The sequence below is a fragment of the Pseudarthrobacter siccitolerans genome, assembly GCF_030823375.1.
Classification (GTDB): Bacteria; Actinomycetota; Actinomycetes; order Actinomycetales; family Micrococcaceae; genus Arthrobacter; species Arthrobacter siccitolerans_A.
Genome location: NZ_JAUSXB010000001.1, coordinates 1201997 through 1219125, shown reverse-complemented (window position 1 = coordinate 1219125; position 17129 = coordinate 1201997). Strand labels below are relative to the sequence as shown.

Below are 17129 nucleotides of genomic sequence, written 5' to 3'. Positions count from 1 at the left end.
GCGGTGACCGCAGCAGTGAATACGTTCGGCCTTGACCTGCCCGACTACCCGTGGGAGGCCATGGCGCCGTACCTCGCGAAGGCCTCGGAGCACCCCGGGGGAGCCGTCAACCTGTCCATTGGTACTCCGGTGGATCCCACACCAGCCCTGATCCAGGACGCCCTGAAGGCTGCCGCGGACGCCCCCGGATACCCCACGGTCCACGGCACGCCCGCGCTCCGTGAGGCCATCGCGTCTTGGTTCGAGCGCCGCCGCGGTGTGGCTGGACTCGATCCCCGCAACATCATGCCAACGGTCGGCTCGAAGGAACTGGTGGCCTGGCTGCCGCTGCTGTTGGGACTGAAGCCAGGGGACGTCGTCGTACGCCCCAAGGTTGCCTACCCCACGTACGATATCGGCGCCACCCTCGCCGGGGTCACCTCTGTGGCAACGGACAACCTGGACGAGCTCGACGACGCCACCCGCTCCCGCGTCCGGCTGATCTGGGTCAACTCCCCGGGAAACCCCACAGGCAGCGTCCGGGGTGTTGAATCCCTGAGGGCGCTCGTGGAGCAGGCACGGGAACTCGGCGCCGTAGTGGCGTCCGACGAATGCTATGCCGAGCTGGGCTGGGGCGACTGGGACGTCCAGCGCGCCGGCCAGCCTGTCCCGAGCATCCTGGACCCCCGGGTGGCCGGCGGATCGCACCATGGCCTGCTCGCTGTGTACTCGCTGAGCAAGCAGTCCAACGTGGCAGGCTACCGTGCAGCATTCGTGGCCGGCGATCCCGACCTGATGCCCAACCTCGTCAACAGCCGCAAGCACGCGGGCATGATCGTTCCCTACCCGGTGCAGGAAGCCATGCGGGTGGCGCTGGGCGACGACGCTCATGTGGAGGCCCAGAAGGACCTGTACCGGGGACGCCGGGAACGGTTGGTTCCGGCGCTGCTGGACTTCGGCCTGGAAATCAAAGAGTCGGACGCCGGCCTGTACCTTTGGTCGACGGCGGGGGAGAGTACCTGGGACACCGTGGCGCGGCTCGCCGAGCGCGGCATCGTGGTGGGTCCCGGCGTCTTTTACGGTGAGGCCGGCAACGGCTACGTCCGGGTTGCCCTCACGGGAACCGACGAAAGGATTGACGCCGCAGTTACCCGTCTGGCGTCGGCGCTGTAATCACCAGAGCGCCACGGCCGGCGCAGTGCCGTAACAATGGTGTGACTCCGGACACATCCGCTGCATTTTAGGGCATTTTGGCTGGTCTCGGATTAGTGGCACCCGCCGAGGAGCGGGTACTTTTTAAGTGACTATCAATGGTGGCTTTCTACAAGAAGGCAGCCCGGGTGTTGGAACCTGTGTTCTCAGGCTTCGTGCGCGGCTCACCTGATGTTGGATCAAGCTTTCGACAGAGGCCCAGACGCCTCATGAAGGGGACTCCATGACTGAGACCAACAATGCTGCGACCCTGCTCCATGCAGGAGGCGAGCTCAAGCTGCCGCGCATCCAGGTTGTTGAAGGAAACGAAGGCTACGACGTTTCCAAACTGCTGAAGCAGACGGGCGCAGTCACCTTTGACCCCGGCTTCATGAACACAGCAGCCACAACCTCGGCTATCACCTACATCGACGGCGATGCTGGCATCCTGCGCTACCGCGGGTACCCCATCGAACAGCTGGCACAGCACTCCAGCTTCCTTGAGGTGTCCTACCTGCTGATCTACGGCAACCTGCCCTCGCCCGCCGAGCTGGACGAATTCGACCAGAAGATCCGCCGGCACACCCTGCTGCACGAGGAGCTCAAGGGCTTCTTCGGCGGGTTCCCGCGGGACGCGCACCCCATGCCCGTCCTGTCCTCGGCCGTCTCGGCGCTGTCCACGTTCTACCAGGACTCGCTGGACCCGTTCAACGCCGAGCAGGTGGAAGTTTCCACCATCCGGCTCATGGCCAAGCTTCCGGTCATCGCGGCCTACGCCCACAAGAAGTCCATCGGCCAGCCCATGCTGTACCCGGACAACTCCCACAACCTCGTGGAGAACTTCCTGCGCCTCAGCTTCGGGCTTCCGGCTGAACAGTACGAGGTTGACCCGGTCGTGGCGAAGGCCCTGGACCTGCTCCTGATCCTGCACGCGGACCACGAGCAGAACTGCTCGACGTCCACCGTGCGCCTGGTGGGCTCCTCCAACGCCAACCTGTTCGCGTCCGTCTCCGCAGGCATCAACGCCCTCTTCGGCCCGGCCCACGGCGGCGCCAACGAGGCAGTCCTGAAGATGCTCCGCCAGATCCAGGCCGACGGCACCAAGCCCGAGGACTACATGGAGAAGGTCAAGAACAAGGAAGACGGCGTCCGCCTCATGGGCTTCGGGCACCGCGTCTACAAGAACTACGATCCGCGCGCCAAGATCGTCAAGGCCACTGCGCACGAGATCCTCACCAAGCTCGGCGGCAACGACGAACTGCTGGACATCGCCCTGCGCCTGGAAGAGAAGGCGCTCAACGATGATTACTTCATCCAGCGCAAGCTCTACCCGAACGTCGACTTCTACACCGGCCTCATCTACAAGGCCATGGGCTTCCCGGAGAAGATGTTCACCGTGCTCTTCGCCATCGGCCGCCTCCCGGGCTGGATTGCCCAGTGGCGCGAGATGATCAGCGACCCGAACACCAAGATCGGCCGCCCCCGCCAGCTCTACATCGGCGAACCCGAGCGGGACTACCCCGCCCGCTAAACAGTACGACGACGGCCGCCCACCTCCAGGAGGTGAGCGGCCGTTCGTTGTTAATCACCAGGGTTAAGAGTTGTAGCCCTGAGGGTTGTTCTTCTGCCAGCGCCAGTGGTCTTCGCACATTTGGTCGATCGTTTTGGTGGTGGACCAGCTGAGGTCGGCGAGGGCTGAGGTGGCGTCGGCCCAGAAGGCGGGCAGGTCGCCGGCACGGCGGCCGGTGATTTCGTAGGGGATGGGCTTGCCCACTGCCTTTTCAAAGGAGCGCAGGACTTCCAGGACCGAGGAGCCGGTGCCGGAGCCGAGGTTCCAGCGGAACACCCCGGTGCGGCCGGCGATGTGGTCCAGGGCGGCCACGTGGCCTTCGGCGAGGTCGGTGACGTGGATGTAGTCGCGCAGGCAGGTCCCATCGGGGGTGTCGTAATCGCCGCCGAAGACCATGAGTTTCTCGCGCCGGCCAACGGCGACCTGGGCGATGAAGGGGACGAGATTGTTCGGGATGCCTTGAGGGTCTTCGCCGATCCGGCCCGAGGGGTGGGCACCGACGGGATTGAAGTAGCGCAGCAGGGCGATGTGCCAGCGGCTGTCGGCGGCGCCGAGGTCGGAGAGGATGTCCTCGATCTGTTCCTTGGTGCGGCCGTAAGGGTTGTTGGCCCCGATCTCCATCTTTTCGACGTAGGGGATGGGGTTGTGCTCGCCGTAGACCGTGGCGGAGGAGCTGAAGACGATGGAGCGGACGTTGTGCCGGTCCATGGCGCGGATCAGGTTCAGGGTTCCTACGAGGTTGTTGTAGTAGTACGTCAGTGGCTCACGCACGGATTCGCCCACGGCCTTGAGGCCGGCGAAGTGGATCACGGCGTCGACCTTGTTTTCGGCGAAGACTTTCTCGACGGCGGCCTCGTCCACGAGGTCCACGTGGTGGAACTGTGCTGTTTTGCCGGTAAGTTCGGCCACCCGGCGGAGGGACTCCTCGCTCGAGTTGACCAGGTTGTCGATGACCAGCACGTCATGGCCGGCTTCCTGCAGGGACAAAACAGTGTGGGAACCGATGTACCCGGTACCCCCTGTAACCAGAATTTTCATGCTCCCAACGCTATCCCAACTGGTGCCGGTCCCGCCGGTACGTCCCGGATTCCGGGCAGGATGACGGGCCTTTACGGGCAGAACGGCGGCGAGGCCTGCACTTGAGCACAGGTGTGCTAAATAAAAGGAGTGCCTAAAATCGTTCACGCCGGAGCCCGGCGCCGGGAAGTGGTGGAAGCAGTTTGGCGGATTATCGCCGTAGACGGGTTGGAAAGGGCGTCCCTTCGGGAAGTGGCAGACGAGGCCGGGCTCGCCGTCGGTTCCGTCCGGCATTACTTTGCGGGCAGCGATGAACTGCTGACCTTCTCCTTTGCCACGGTGATTGACAGCATCGTGGCCCGGCTGGAGAGTGCGCTGCCTGGATTGCAGGGCTACCCGGCCGGAAGCCCGGAAGGACGAAACGCCGTTTTAACACTGCTGGGCGAACTGTTGCCGCTGGACGAACAGCGGGCTGTGGAGGCCTGCGTGTGGATGGCCTTCCGCAACGCCGCCAGGATCAGGCCCTTCCTTGGGGCGGAGGCGGACCGCAGCCACCGTGAGGTGGCAGCTGCAATCGGCCGCGTGATTACAGCCCTGGTACCCGGGGACGTATCCGAGGAGGCGTTGGTGGTGGAGGCGGAGAGGCTGCTCGCCACCCTGGACGGCCTGTGCATGCATGCCCTGCTTCAGCCAGGCTGGATGACGGCCCGGATGTGCACGGATGTCCTGGAGCGGCACCTCGACGGGTTGACGCGATGAATTTCGTTAACGTCGGCAACGCGGGGGAATAGACTGATAGCCGGGGGCGCAGCACCGGATCACCAGACCCGGCAGGGGCGCGCCAGGGAAGGATCTCGGATGCAGCAAAAGACCGGTTCCGGGTGGCAGATAACCACTGACACGTCCGGACCGATGATGATCGCCCTGTACATGCGCGATGCCGCCGGACTCGACGGCGCAGGCCATCCCGCCCTGTCGCATGCAGCTCCCAAGGTCCATCATGCCGACCATACCCATCTGACTGCCGATGTGGGCGGTCTGAGCGGGCTTAAGACCGAGTGGGAGGCATGGTGGGAACAGCTGCTGAAGGCATACCCGCAGACGTCACCGGAACTTTCGCCGCCCGAGTTTGAGGCGTTCGGCAATTCGCCCGCCCTCCAGCGGCTACTCCAGGCGCACTTCGGTTCGGCTCTCACCTGGGCGCGGGAACGCAGAAGCGAGTACGCCGAACTCGAAGCTGAACGCGCCGCCAACGGTGCGGACCAGCTGTTGGAGGACATGGTGGATGACCGGCTGATGGAGGTGGGACGCAACGCCCGCGACTTCAAGCTGACCATCATCGAACTGCCGTTGAACGAGCAGCGGGCCTGGTACTTGGAGCCGGACAAAATCATTATGAGCCACCAGCTGATGGGCCAGCCGGAGCTGTTCCGCAGCTACGTCCAGCCCGTGGTGGAAATCCTGGTCTAGGAGAATCCGCCCCGAAGGACGGCAGGCCCGGAAGGACGCCAGGGGCCTCAGGCTCCGGTGCCTGCCGGTGACACCGTAATCCGCACCTGGCCATCCGGCGCCGCCGATTCGTGCCAGCCGTCCCGCTCGGTCCGGTTCCAGGTCCGCCCGGCGACGTCCACCTGTGTGACGTCGAGGGTCTTGGCGTTGGCTACGGCCCACTGCGCCACGGACCAGGCCTGGCTGCCGTCGGCTTCCACCACCAGCGTCTGGCGGTCAACGGCCGAGCCCGAGAGGCCGTAGGCCTGGGCAAGCTGGTCAGAAACGGCGGTGGGGTCGCCGGCGGCATCTGCTGAGCGGAGGGTGCACTGAACGGCTTCGGGCGTCTGGCCGGACAGCCCGGAGGCAAAAAAGCGTCCCATCTGCTCGTGCTGGGCATAGGCGCCGGGAAACGCCGATCGTTGCACCCGCTGCGCAGCTTCCGTGATCTCGAGCGATTCGTAGCCGGGGATCTTCACCAGTGCGTCGTAAAAGGCGTTGGTGGCGTAGAAGGGGTCCATGATCTGCTCTTCGGTCCCCCAGCCTTGCGAGGGACGCTGCTGGAACAGGCCCCGCGAATCGGGGCCGGCCTGGTCCCCGTGCTCAATGTTCCGGAGCTTGGACTCCTGCATGGCGGTAGCCAAGGCTATGGTTGCGGCCCGGGGCGGGAGCCCGCGCTGGACGGCCACGGCAGTGATCAGGGAAGCGTAGACAGCCTGATCGGGAGCCAACTCGGCCGTCTTACCATTCACGACGGCGGTGCAGCGCTCCGAAACAAGGGTTTCGGAGCGCTGCACAAAAAACACCGCCGAATAGACGCCGCCGGCTACCAGTGCGAGCGTGAGCAGCAGCACCAGCAGGCGGCGAAGGCCGCGTCTTCGTGCCATCGAGGATCAGTTGGCGTGCAGGGCGTCGTTCAGTTCCACAGTCTGGCCGGCGCGGGGGAGTACCTCCACGGCGCCCGTAGTGGAGTTGCGGCGGAACAGCAGGTTGGGGACACCGGAGAGTTCGGCAGCCTTCACGATCTTGGTGGTGTCCTCGCCCACCTCGTCCTTGGGGCCGGGTATGCGCACGCGGGTGCCTGCCGTCACGTAAAGGCCGGCTTCGACCACGGAATCGTCGCCGATGCTGATGCCGACGCCGGAGTTGGCGCCCAGCAGGACCCGCTCGCCGATGGTGATCTTTTCCTTGCCGCCGCCGGACAGGGTGCCCATGATGGAGGCGCCACCGCCAACGTCGCTGCCGTCGCCGGTCACCACGCCGGCGGAAATCCGGCCCTCAACCATGGACGTGCCCAGGGTTCCAGCGTTGAAGTTGACGAAGCCCTCGTGCATCACGGTGGTGCCTTCGGCGAGGTGCGCACCGAGGCGGACCCGGTCGGCGTCGGCAATCCTGACGCCGGTGGGCACCACGTAGTCCACCATGCGCGGGAACTTGTCGATGCCGTAAACGGTGACGGCGCCCCGGCGCCGCAGCCGGGCGCGGGTCAGTTCGAAGCCTTCCACGGCGGCAGGGCCGAAATTGGTCCAGACGACGTTGGGCAGCTTGCCGAAGATGCCGTCCAGGTTGATGGTGTTGGGCCGGACCAGGCGGTGCGAGAGCAGGTGCAGGCGCAGGTAGGCGTCAGCGGTGTCGGCCGGGGCCTCGTCGAGGTTGATCTGGACAAAGACCACCTTCTGCTCAGTGCCGCGGTCCTCATCCGTGCCGGCTTCGGCGATCCGGGTGAGTGCCTCGTCCGCGTTCTCTACTGCCCGCAGGTGGTCGGCAGCGACGCCAAGCGCGGGGGCCGGGAACCAGACATCCAGGACGGTGGCGTCGGTGCCGGCAGTGGCGATGGTGGCCACGCCAAAGCCGTAGGCGGAACGTTCTTCAGTGGGGGCAGTCCGGGTTTCGGGCACAGCGGAGGAAGCAGTCTCAGTCATTGCCCCAGTCTATCGACGGGCAGGCACCTGCTCCGAACTAGACTGGCTTCGTGACTGCCGAAACCGCCCCGGAATCTTCCACCCTTCCACTTGACCTCCGCCAGGATGTTGCGCTCCTGACTGCCGCGATCATGGACATCAACAGCGTGTCCGGCAACGAAACCGAACTCGCCGATGCCGTTGAGGCGGGCCTGCGCACCATCCCGGAACTGCACATCGTGCGGGACGGGGATGCCATCATCGCCCGGACCGAGCTGGGCAAGCCGGAACGCGTCATCCTGGCTGGACACCTGGACACCGTTCCGCTGCCGCTGGCCGGGGAGTCGCGGGGTACGGTTCCGTCCACTTGGGAGTCCGGCGTTCCCGGGGAAGGGGTCCTGTACGGCCGCGGAGCCACGGACATGAAGGGCGGCGTGGCGGTGCAGCTCGCCCTGGCTGCCACAATGTTCGACGGCGGGGCCGTGCCAAAGCGGGACGTCACCTTTGTTTTTTATGACCACGAGGAAGTGGAGGCCGTGAAGAGCGGCCTGGGCCGGCTGGTCCGCAACCACGGCGACCTGCTGGGCGGTGACTTCGCCATCCTCCTCGAACCCACTGACGGCACCGTGGAGGGCGGGTGCAACGGGACCAGCAGGTTCGAAGCGACAACCGTGGGGGAGGCCGCCCACTCCGCCCGCGCCTGGATGGGGAGCAACGCCATCCACGCTGCGGCCCCGATCCTGGCCCGGCTGGCGGCTTATGAACCGCTGACGGTCAACGTGGACGGCCTGGATTACCGTGAAAGCCTGAACGCGGTGCGAATCAACGGCGGCACTGCCGGAAATGTCATTCCGGACCGGTGTGTGGTGGAGATTAACTACCGGTTTGCCCCGGACAAGACGCCGGACCAGGCCGAAGCCGTGGTGCGGGAACTCCTTGGCGGTTTTGACGTTGTCCGCACCGACGCTGCGGCCGGGGCGCGGCCCGGGCTTCAGCACCCCGCCGCCGCTTCCTTCGTTGCCGCCGTGGGAGCCGAGCCGAAGCCCAAATACGGCTGGACCGACGTCGCGCGTTTCAGCGAGCTCGGAATCCCGGCGGTAAACTTCGGGCCGGGCGATGCCCTCCTGGCGCACAAAGACAACGAACACGTGCACGCCGACGCCATCAGGAAATGCCTGCAGGCGCTGCAGGAATGGCTGGCAGCCTGATCCTTAAAAGGGAAGGCCCGGACTGCTGGAACCCAAAAATGGGCGCGGTCCGGGCCATCGCTGTGAGGAGCTGCTAGGGAACGGCTGCTTTGGCAGCTGCTTCGGCCCTGGCCACCCCGCCTGCCGCTTTCCTTGAACCGCGGCGCTCGATCCACACCGCGATGCGTGAAACAAGGATGTTGATGGCGATGTAGATCGCCGCGGCCACAAAGAAGATGGGGAACAGGAACTGGGTGCCCAGGAAGTCCGCCATCACCTGCACGGCGCGCAGGAGCTCGCCGTACGCCACGATGTAGCCCAGCGAGGTGTCCTTGAGGAGCACCACCATCTGCGCCACGAGGGAGGGCATCATCCGCCGGATGGCCTGCGGCAGTTCGATCAGCATGCGGGACTTGAAGCTGGTCAGGCCAATGGCGAGGCCCGCTTCGCGCTGCCCCTTGGGCAGCGACTGGATGCCCGCACGGATGATCTCCGCGAACACCGCCGAGTTGTAGAGCACCAGGCCGGTGACGACGGCGACAAAGGCCGAGGTGCCAAAGCCCAGGAGGACAAACAGCATCATCAGGACCACGGGCATGCCGCGGAGGAACTCCAGGACCACCCGGATGGGAATCCGGATGAATGCGGCATCAGAGATGCGCAGCAGGCAGAACGCCAGCCCCAGCGGGAAGGCGATGACGGCTGCCAGGGCGGCGGCACTGAGAGTCGCGCCGAGGCCGTTGCCGAGGAGGGTCCACACGTCGCCGCGGGTGAAGATCTGCCATCGGCGGCCCTCAAAAATGCCCTGCTGCGCAAGGGTCATCACGATCCAGGCGAGCAGGCCCAGGATCAGCAGGGCACCGACCACTGAACCAATAAGGGATATGCGCCGGGCCTTGGGGCCGGGAACGTCGTACAGCACGGAGCTCATCGGGCAATCGCCACCTTTCGTTCCACCGTGCTGGCCAGGATGCCCAGCGGAACGGTGAGGAGCAGATAGAAGAACGCAACGCCGAGCAGGACGGGGATGACCGCGTCACCGTTGGCGTTGGCCAGCTGGCGGCCGTAGCCGAACAGTTCAAGGACAAAGAATGCGCCGGCCACGGAGGAGTTCTTGACCAGTGCGATCAGGATGTTGATCAGCGGCGGGATCACCGTCCGCAACGCCTGCGGAAGGATGATGAGGTTCAGGACCTGCCCGAAGTTCATCCCGATACTGCGGGCCGCTTCGGCCTGGCCAACGGGAACACTGTTGACACCTGAGCGGACAGCTTCGGCGATGAACGCTGCGGTGTAGGCACTGAGGGCAATGATTGCCGCTACTTCGAACTGCTCGAATTTCACTCCGATGCGGGGAAGGACGATGGCTGCGAAGAAGAAGGCGATGGTCAGCGGAGTGTTCCGGAGAACTTCCACGTAAACGGTGCTGAAGCCGCGGAGCGCTGCCACCGGGGAGACCCTGGCTGCCGCGAGCAGGGTCCCGAGCACCAGCGCGATGACGCCGGAAACTGCGGAGAGGAAAAGTGTGCGGAGAAAACCGTTCCAGTACAGGGGCAGGTTTTCAAGAATGACGTCCATTGGATCCTTCGGCTGTGGGCGTGGACGGGGGTGAAGGCGGTGGTTGCCGGGGCCTCGAAGCAGCCCCGGCAACCACTGGCGTTACTTAGTAACGGACGATTTCGGGCAGCTTAGGGGCAGTCTTGATGACTGAACCTGCGGTTGCTTCCCAGGCCTTCTTGTAGGAGCCGTCCTTCTCGAATGCCTCCAGCTGGTCGTTGATCCAGTTGCGGAACTGGGTATCGTCCTTCTTCAGGCCGATGCCGTAGGGCTCCTTGGTGAAGGTTTCATCCGAGGCGAGCTTGAAAGCGTCCGGTTCCTTGTCCACGAAACCGGCGAGGATCACGTTGTCCGTGGTGATGGCTTCGACCTGCTTGTTGCGCAGCGGCTCCAGGCAGGCGGAGTAGGTGGCAGCCGGAACCAGTTCGGCCTTGTACTTGTCCACGATGGTGGCGGCCGGCGTCGAACCGGTGACGGAGCAGACCTTCTTGCCCGCAACGTCCTCAGGCTTCTTGATGGAGTCGTTGTCCTTGTTCACCATCAGCGCCTGGCCGGCCTCGTAGTACGGTCCGGCGAAGCTGACAACCTGCTTGCGCTTGTCATTGATGGTGTAGGTGGCAATGACCAGGTCAACCTTGCCCTGCTCAATGAACGGTTCGCGGTTGGCGGACACAGTCTCGGACCATTCGATCTTGTCCGCGGCGATGCCCAGCTTGGCGGCGATCAGCTTGCCCATTTCAACGTCGAAGCCCACCGGCTTGCCGTCCAGGCCAACCTGGCCGAAGAGGGGCTGGTCGTACTTGGTGCCGATCTTAATGGTGCCGGCGGAGGCGAGCTTTTCCATGGTGGTGCCGGCCGCGAAGGAGGGCTTCGCAGCCACACTGGGGTCGCTGGTACCCGGGGTAGTTGCGCCGCCGCAGGCGCTCAGGGACAGGGCGAGGGCAGCGGTAGCCGCCACGAAGAATGATTTCCGCCGGGTCAAAAATGCCTTCATGACATTCCTTTCATTGGTGGCCGTGGGTCACGGCCTGGGTGCGAACTGGGAGTGTTTGTTCGTAGGTGCTTCAGTGGGTGAGGAGCTTGGAGAGGAAATCTTTGGCGCGGTCGCTCTTGGGATTTGTGAAGAACTCTTCAGGAGTCGCGTCCTCCACGATCTGGCCGTCGGCCATAAAGACCACACGGTCCGCAGCCTTGCGGGCGAAGCCCATTTCGTGGGTGACCACGATCATGGTCATGCCCTCCTTGGCGAGCTGGACCATAACGTCCAGGACCTCATTGATCATTTCGGGGTCCAGCGCCGAGGTGGGTTCGTCGAACAGCATGACCTTGGGCTTCATCGCAAGGGCGCGGGCAATCGCAACGCGCTGCTGCTGGCCGCCGGACAGCTGTGCGGGCAGCTTCGGTGCCTGGTGCCCGACGCCGACACGTTCGAGCAGCGCCATGGCGTCCTTGTCCGCTGCTGCCTTCTGGGCACCCTTGACCTTGATGGGGCCGAGGGTGACGTTTTCGAGAATTGTTTTGTGCGCGAAGAGATTGAACGATTGGAAGACCATGCCGACGTCGGCACGGAGCTGCGCGAGTTCCTTGCCTTCCTCCGGAAGAACCTTTCCGTCGATGCTGATGGTGCCGCCTTCAATGGTTTCAAGACGGTTGATGGCGCGGCACAGGGTGGACTTACCGGAGCCCGAAGGTCCGATGACCACAACAACCTCGCCCTTGCGGACCTGAAGATTGATGTCCTTCAAAACGTGCAGCTGGCCGTAATGCTTGTTTACGGCGTTCAGGGAGACGAGGGCATCGCCGGGCACATGAGTAGTCATAGGAAGAATCTAGCGAACAACGGTGGCTTATGACGTGAATCACCGCAGGTTCCTGAGGATCGTGATTCAAGAGATACCTCGCGCCGTCGGGTTAGCCTAGGGGAATGAGCATCAGTGCAGATCCGGCCAAAAACATCCAGCCGCGCCGTAAGGGCCCCCTTGAGCTTCGCCGTAAACAGGCGGCGGTCGAAATGTCCGACCAGCATCTGCTTGATACCAAGGGGCCCGGCCAGTTTGTGCACACTGATCCCTGGCGCGTGATGCGGATTCAAAGCGAATTCGTGGAGGGCTTCGGCGCGCTTGCAGACCTCGGCCCGGCCGTGAGCGTCTTCGGTTCTGCACGGACAAAGCCCGGCAGCCACTATTACGAAATGGGCGTCGAGGTGGGCCGGAAGCTGGCTCAGTCCGGTGTCGCTGTTATCACCGGGGGCGGACCTGGTTCCATGGAAGCGGCCAACCGCGGCACGGTTGAAGGCAACGGGGTGTCCGTAGGGCTGGGCATCGAACTTCCCTTTGAGCAGGGCCTGAACCAGTGGGTGGACCTGGGTATCAACTTCCGGTACTTCTTCGCCCGCAAGACCATGTTCGTCAAGTACGCCCAGGGATTCATCGTCCTGCCGGGCGGCCTGGGCACACTGGACGAACTCTTTGAAGCCATGGTCCTGGTGCAGACCCGCAAGGTGACGTCCTTCCCGATTGTGCTGCTCGGTGTGGACTTCTGGGGTCCCATGATCGATTGGATCAAGGGAACCCTGGTGGCGGAGGGCATGGTCTCGGCGAAGGACCTGGACCTGATCCAGGTGGTGGATGATCCGGCGGAAGCGGTGGACCGCGTGCTCGGCGTGGGCGTCACTCCTTCCCTGAACGGCGAACAGCGCCCCGAGTAGCCACGGCTGCCGGGTCTGGCACGATGGAGTTGTGAGTTTTTTTCTGGTCTTCCTCGCCGTGCTGCTGATCGGCGCCGTCCTGTGGGCAAGCGTCGGGCGGCGCGCGGGCAAGCAGGGCCGCCCGCTGCCGGCCCTGCTGGATGCCGGCCTCGAGGAGCCGCCGGCAAACCTGCCTCCGGTCCTGCTGCCCGCCCATGCCGCACCGCAGGACGTGGACAGCGTCCGCTTTTCGCTGGGCCTGCGGGGATACCGGATGGACCAGGTGGACCAGGTGCTTGATGAGTTGCGGGACCAGCTTGCCGCAAGCCGGCATGAGGTAGAGACGCTGAAGGCCCGTCTGGTGCAATTGGAACAGCCGGCACCTGAGCGCGAACCGCAGGAAGCCTTGCAGGGAGAAGCCGGCACGGAAGCACGGAAGCCCGGCACGGGGCAGTCGGCCACAGCGGAAGGCCCGGCTTGAGTACCGACACACGGCGCGGTGCGGGAGTTGGAGCGTCCGTCCAATCACTGGCGCTCCGCTCCCGCGCGACCGTCCGGGGCTGGCCCTGGTGGCTGCAGGTATCCGCCATCTATGTCCTGGCCAGGCTCGTCAGCGCCGGCATCTTTATGGCCGCGGCCCTGCACCAGGGACGCAACCCCTGGTTCCCGGCAAAGCCTGACTACTGGAACTTCATCAACATCTGGGACGCGCGCTGGTATGCACGGGTGATCCAGGGCGGCTACCCCACCACTCTTCCGGTGGATGCTGCGGGCAACGTGCAGGAGAATACCTGGGCGTTTTATCCCTTGTTCCCGTCCCTGGCGGGCGGGCTGGGCAACCTCACGGGGTTGGCTCCCGCTGCCTCCCTGACCATCATCGCCATGCTGTCCGGCCTTGGCGCAGCACTGGTGGCCTACGTGCTGTTCCGGCATAAGGCGGCCCATGGGACCGCATTGTGGGGGGTGGCCTTCTTGGCCACGTTCCCGGTGTCCGCGGTGCTCCAGGTGCCCTATGCCGAGCCGCTGTCACTGCTGCTGCTCGCGGCGGCGCTGCTGCTCGTGATCCGGCGGCAGTACTGGTGGGGCATTCCGGTGGTGGTGCTGCTGTGCCTCTCCCGGCCGGTGGGTGTTCCCTTTGCCGCTATGCTCGGCATCCTGTTGATCTTCCGCCTGGTGCAGCGGGTCCGCCGGAGTGAAGCCGGATTCCATACGACGCCGGAGCTCGCGGCCCTCGCCACGCTGACGGCAGTGGCGGGCGCCTCGGCACTGGCCTGGCCCGCCGCAGCATGGGCAGCCACGGGGGATATCCAGGCGTACACCAAAACCGAAACAGTGTGGCGGGGCCATGACCTCGTTCCCTTCAAGCCCTGGTTCGATACGGGCGTGGACCTCTTCGGGCCGGTACTGGGCATCCTGGCGCCGTTCGTTTTTGTGGCCCTCTTCGCCGCGATGCTGTACCTGCCCCCGGTGGTCCGCCTCGGCGTCGAACTCCGCCTGTGGTGCGCCTGCTACATGGGGTACCTGGTCGCGTTCCTTCACCCGCAGACCAGTACCTTCCGCATGTTGCTGCCGCTGTTTCCACTGGCGCTGGGGGCCGCGTTGCTGTCCCGGTCCAGGGCCTACCGGGGGACGGTTGTGGTGATGTTCCTGCTGCTGCAGGTCGTCTGGATCGTATGGCTGTGGGCCTGGGCGCAATTGCCGGGCGGGGGAGATTATCCACCCTAGGACTTTGGACTTTCCTGCAGGTCAGAGTACAAATCGCGCCCTGCCGGAAATGTCCATCGATTAGCTACGCGCGGGTAATTCCGCGATAATGGAAGGTAAGCAAGGACAAAAAGCATTCAGAATATGCGCAGCCATGGCGGTGTCTATCCACTCCGCCATGGCAGCTGGATCTACATGCGGACACAGCCCGCCCGGGCTGATCAGTCCTGGGACTAAATGGAGGGGAATTCCTCATGGCGGCTATGAAACCACGCACCGGCGACGGCCCAATGGAAGTCACCAAGGAGGGCCGCAGCCTGATCATGCGCGTCCCGCTCGAAGGCGGCGGGCGCCTGGTGGTCGAACTGAATGCTGCTGAAGCGGCCAACCTTCGGGAATGCCTGGTCGGCGTCACCGATTAATCGTGCGAAGACAGGGTCCGCAGCCTGGAAAGGCTGCGGACCCTGTCTTATTTTTTGACTGCTACCAGCAGGCCGTCGCCGGTGGGAAGCATGGCCGAAGCCAGCCTCTCGTCGTCGCGGATGTTCTTTCCCACCTGGCGGAGGACCACCGTGGTGGCTTCGCGGCCGGCAGGGTTGGCTACCTTGTCCTTGTCCAGCGCGTCATTGATGATCAGCAGTCCGGCGGGCTTCAGGAGCCGGATGGCCTGCTCCACGTAGCCGGGAAGTCCGGGCTTGTCGGCGTCAATGAAAACGAGGTCGTAGGCGCCGTCCGTGAGCCGCGGCAGTACGTCGCCCGCCCGCCCGGAGATGGTGCGGGTCCGGTTGGCCGGGCTGCCGGCTTCGGAGAAAGCTTCGCGGGCGGCCTTGAGGTGTTCAACGTCCACGTCGATGGTGGTGAGGACGGCGTGCGGGCCGAGGCCCCGGAGCAGGCAGACACCCGAGACGCCGGCTCCCGTGCCTATTTCGACGGCGGTCTGGGCTTTGGAGGCCGCTGCCAGTACGGTGAGGACGGCTCCCACGCCGGGCCCGATGGGGGTCACGCCGAGTTCGAAGGAGCGCTCCCGGGCCCGAAGCATAACCTCATCCTCAGCGGGCAGATCTTCTGCATAGGACCAGCTGATGGACTTGTCGGCGCTCATGGATATTCGCTTTCTGGGCGGCAGGGGGGAGTATCCTCTACAGCCTACTGTGTCCGGTGCCGGCAGCCGGGAAGGCGGGCTGTTGCGCCTACGGCTGAAGTTTTCCGGCAGTCAGGAAATTCCCAGCCAAGTTTGAAATGATTATTATCCGCTCATCCATAGGGTGGTCGGCGCCGAATCAGAGATGTCAACAGTATCCGGGCGTTAGCATTCCATGAGGGGAGTGGACGATGTCATCATCAGTTGTGGCACCTGTCCCTGCAGCAAATAATGCCGAGGCCGAGTGGGTCCGTCCCACTTGGGAAGAAGTGGTGACCAACCACTCCGCCAAGGTATACCGGCTGGCCTACCGCCTGACGGGAAACAAGTTCGACGCCGAGGACCTCACCCAGGAGGTGTTCGTCCGCGTCTTCCGGTCGCTGGAAAACTTCAAGCCCGGAACGCTGGACGGCTGGCTGCACCGCATCACCACCAACCTTTTCCTGGACCAGGCGCGCCGCAAAACCCGCATCCGGTTCGATGCCCTGGCCGAGGATGCCGAGTCGAGGATCCCCGGGCGCGAACCCGGACCGGAACAGAGTTTTGAGCTGAACAACCTCGACCTCGACGTCCAGGCCGCGCTTGAGGAACTCCCGCCGGACTTCCGGGCGGCCGTGGTTCTGTGCGACCTTGAAGGCCTGTCCTACGACGAAGTGGCGGAGGCCCTGGGCGTCAAGCTCGGTACGGTCCGCTCGCGGATCCACCGTGGCCGGACCATGCTCCGCGAGAAGCTGGCCCACCGCGACCCGCGTCCGCAGCAGTCCAGGCCCAAGCTGTCGCTGCCGCGCATCGCCGGGATCCTCTGAACGGCGCATGAGGCCCCAGTTACCGCTCGGACGCAGGCATCAGCGCACCGCCAGCCACCTCCAGTCGTGCCACGAATGCGCCTTGGCCGTGCGCCGGGAACGCCAGTACCTCGAGCGGCTGCGGGATGCCCCCATCCCGCCGGCGAGCGACGACCTGACCGCCCGGCTCCTCGCCAGGACCCAGGAGCTCGCTGACCGGCCTCCGCATCCCTACCCCCAACGCCAGGCACCCCGGGCAGCGGTCCGTATCCTGGCGATGTCCGCCGGCGGCACCGTTGCAGCCGCCGGTGTTCTTGCGGCCGGCGCCTTTGCAGTTGCCGGGGACCCTGCCCAGGCAGGTGGTCCGGCAGCGGCCGCCACCCTCGCCCATGTTTCCTCCCAGACGCCGGCAGACGGCAGGTCACTGAGTGCGGAGCGGTTGTCTTCCCTGCGTTCCGAGGGTTGGATATGCCCGGAGCTCGAAGCGATGGGCTTCCACCTTGAGTCCGCGAGGGCCCTTGTGATTGAGGGCGGGCCCGCCGTTGAGCTGAAACTTTCCGACGGGACGCACTATGCCACCCTCACGGAACGCCATACTGCCGGGCCGGAAGCGGACGCGGCCGTTGCCGCCGGCGGCGAGCGGCTGCAGGTCCGTGCTTCCTCGCCATGGTCTGCCACCTACCGGGTGCCGGACCGGACTTTCACCTATGAGTCCAACCTGCCGGCGGAACAGGCGGACGACGCCGTACCCATACTGAGGCTTCTCAGCGAGCACGCGGCGGCGGGCATTTCCGCCGAAGCCGTGGACGGGCCGCCGACGCAGGGCGGGGAGCCGGTAGCGGCCAGGCTGCAACGCGGACTGAACAAGATCGTGGCCCTGTTTATCCAGTAGTGCGGACTGTTTCCGCCACCCACAGACGGGA

General features: G+C 64.8%; 19 protein-coding genes. 11 read left to right on the top strand and 8 right to left on the bottom strand.

The genetic code is table 11. From position 1 onward, the window contains the following. Nucleotides 1–3 precede the first annotated feature (3 nt). On the top strand, nucleotides 4–1152 hold the full coding sequence (gene dapC, locus QFZ36_RS05710; protein WP_306634614.1) for a succinyldiaminopimelate transaminase: 1149 nt from the start codon (nucleotides 4–6) through the stop codon (nucleotides 1150–1152). Between the two features lie 262 nt (nucleotides 1153–1414). After that, nucleotides 1415–2701: a citrate synthase gene (locus QFZ36_RS05705; protein ID WP_306634612.1), complete on the top strand. Its 1287-nt coding sequence runs from the start codon at nucleotides 1415–1417 to the stop codon at nucleotides 2699–2701. Nucleotides 2702–2764: 63 nt separating this feature from the next. Here QFZ36_RS05705 and galE read toward each other — a convergent pair whose 3' ends face one another. Continuing rightward, nucleotides 2765–3778: a UDP-glucose 4-epimerase GalE gene (gene galE, locus QFZ36_RS05700; RefSeq protein ID WP_306634610.1), complete on the bottom strand. Its 1014-nt coding sequence runs from the start codon at nucleotides 3776–3778 to the stop codon at nucleotides 2765–2767. Nucleotides 3779–3907: 129 nt separating this feature from the next. Between galE and QFZ36_RS05695 the strand changes: the two genes are divergently transcribed. Together QFZ36_RS05695 and QFZ36_RS05690 are read left to right on the top strand one after the other, a co-directional pair. Next, entirely contained in the window at nucleotides 3908–4516 is a 609-nt protein-coding gene (locus QFZ36_RS05695) for a TetR/AcrR family transcriptional regulator (protein ID WP_306634608.1), read from the top strand. Nucleotides 4517–4615: 99 nt separating this feature from the next. Then, nucleotides 4616–5227, top strand: coding sequence for a hypothetical protein (locus tag QFZ36_RS05690; protein WP_306634606.1), 612 nt, complete (start codon nucleotides 4616–4618; stop codon nucleotides 5225–5227). Nucleotides 5228–5274: 47 nt separating this feature from the next. On the opposite strand, the gene QFZ36_RS05685 is transcribed toward QFZ36_RS05690, so the two are convergent. Both QFZ36_RS05685 and dapD read right to left on the bottom strand, forming a co-directional pair. Next, entirely contained in the window at nucleotides 5275–6132 is an 858-nt protein-coding gene (locus QFZ36_RS05685) for a hypothetical protein (protein ID WP_306634604.1), read from the bottom strand. A gap of 6 nt (nucleotides 6133–6138) precedes the next feature. After that, entirely contained in the window at nucleotides 6139–7167 is a 1029-nt protein-coding gene (gene dapD, locus QFZ36_RS05680) for a 2,3,4,5-tetrahydropyridine-2,6-dicarboxylate N-succinyltransferase (RefSeq protein WP_306634602.1), read from the bottom strand. 50 nt (nucleotides 7168–7217) lie between these two features. On the opposite strand from dapD, the gene dapE reads away from it, so the two are divergent. After that, nucleotides 7218–8354 (top strand): succinyl-diaminopimelate desuccinylase, encoded by a 1137-nt coding sequence (dapE, locus tag QFZ36_RS05675; protein WP_306634601.1) that lies wholly within the window; start codon nucleotides 7218–7220, stop codon nucleotides 8352–8354. A gap of 73 nt (nucleotides 8355–8427) precedes the next feature. Here dapE and QFZ36_RS05670 read toward each other — a convergent pair whose 3' ends face one another. The 4 genes from QFZ36_RS05670 to QFZ36_RS05655 all read right to left on the bottom strand — a co-directional run bounded on the left by QFZ36_RS05670 (nucleotide 8428) and on the right by QFZ36_RS05655 (nucleotide 11710). Beyond that, nucleotides 8428–9264, bottom strand: coding sequence for an amino acid ABC transporter permease (locus tag QFZ36_RS05670; RefSeq protein WP_306634600.1), 837 nt, complete (start codon nucleotides 9262–9264; stop codon nucleotides 8428–8430). After that, nucleotides 9261–9911 (bottom strand): amino acid ABC transporter permease, encoded by a 651-nt coding sequence (locus QFZ36_RS05665; protein ID WP_306634598.1) that lies wholly within the window; start codon nucleotides 9909–9911, stop codon nucleotides 9261–9263. The genes QFZ36_RS05670 and QFZ36_RS05665 overlap by 4 nt, the downstream gene beginning before the upstream one ends. An 85-nt stretch (nucleotides 9912–9996) precedes the next feature. After that, nucleotides 9997–10884: a glutamate ABC transporter substrate-binding protein gene (locus tag QFZ36_RS05660; RefSeq protein ID WP_306634596.1), complete on the bottom strand. Its 888-nt coding sequence runs from the start codon at nucleotides 10882–10884 to the stop codon at nucleotides 9997–9999. 70 nt (nucleotides 10885–10954) lie between these two features. Then, nucleotides 10955–11710, bottom strand: coding sequence for an amino acid ABC transporter ATP-binding protein (locus QFZ36_RS05655; RefSeq protein ID WP_306634594.1), 756 nt, complete (start codon nucleotides 11708–11710; stop codon nucleotides 10955–10957). 104 nt (nucleotides 11711–11814) lie between these two features. Here QFZ36_RS05655 and QFZ36_RS05650 point away from each other — a divergent pair, with 104 nt between their 5' ends. The 4 genes from QFZ36_RS05650 (at nucleotide 11815) to QFZ36_RS05635 (ending at nucleotide 14702) form a co-directional block, all read left to right on the top strand. Further along, nucleotides 11815–12597 carry an LOG family protein gene (locus QFZ36_RS05650; RefSeq protein ID WP_306634592.1) on the top strand — a complete coding sequence of 261 codons (783 nt, stop codon included), beginning with the start codon at nucleotides 11815–11817 and terminating at the stop codon, nucleotides 12595–12597. A 31-nt stretch (nucleotides 12598–12628) separates the two neighbouring features. After that, nucleotides 12629–13057, top strand: a complete 429-nt coding sequence (locus QFZ36_RS05645; protein ID WP_306634590.1) for a DivIVA domain-containing protein — start codon at nucleotides 12629–12631, stop codon at nucleotides 13055–13057. Further along, complete coding sequence (locus QFZ36_RS05640; protein WP_306634588.1) at nucleotides 13054–14301, top strand: hypothetical protein; 1248 nt, start codon at nucleotides 13054–13056, stop codon at nucleotides 14299–14301. Before QFZ36_RS05645 ends, QFZ36_RS05640 begins: the two co-directional genes overlap by 4 nt. Nucleotides 14302–14534: 233 nt before the next feature. Further along, nucleotides 14535–14702, top strand: coding sequence for a DUF3117 domain-containing protein (locus QFZ36_RS05635; RefSeq protein WP_306634586.1), 168 nt, complete (start codon nucleotides 14535–14537; stop codon nucleotides 14700–14702). A gap of 47 nt (nucleotides 14703–14749) precedes the next feature. On the opposite strand, the gene QFZ36_RS05630 is transcribed toward QFZ36_RS05635, so the two are convergent. Further along, a complete protein-coding gene (locus QFZ36_RS05630) occupies nucleotides 14750–15382 on the bottom strand; it encodes an O-methyltransferase (protein ID WP_306634585.1) in 633 nt (210 codons plus the stop codon). A gap of 230 nt (nucleotides 15383–15612) precedes the next feature. On the opposite strand from QFZ36_RS05630, the gene sigE reads away from it, so the two are divergent. Beyond that, nucleotides 15613–16227 (top strand): RNA polymerase sigma factor SigE, encoded by a 615-nt coding sequence (gene sigE, locus QFZ36_RS05625; protein ID WP_306634584.1) that lies wholly within the window; start codon nucleotides 15613–15615, stop codon nucleotides 16225–16227. A 7-nt stretch (nucleotides 16228–16234) separates the two neighbouring features. Continuing rightward, nucleotides 16235–17098 carry an anti-sigma factor gene (locus QFZ36_RS05620; protein WP_306634583.1) on the top strand — a complete coding sequence of 288 codons (864 nt, stop codon included), beginning with the start codon at nucleotides 16235–16237 and terminating at the stop codon, nucleotides 17096–17098. Nucleotides 17099–17129: the final 31 nt, after the last annotated feature.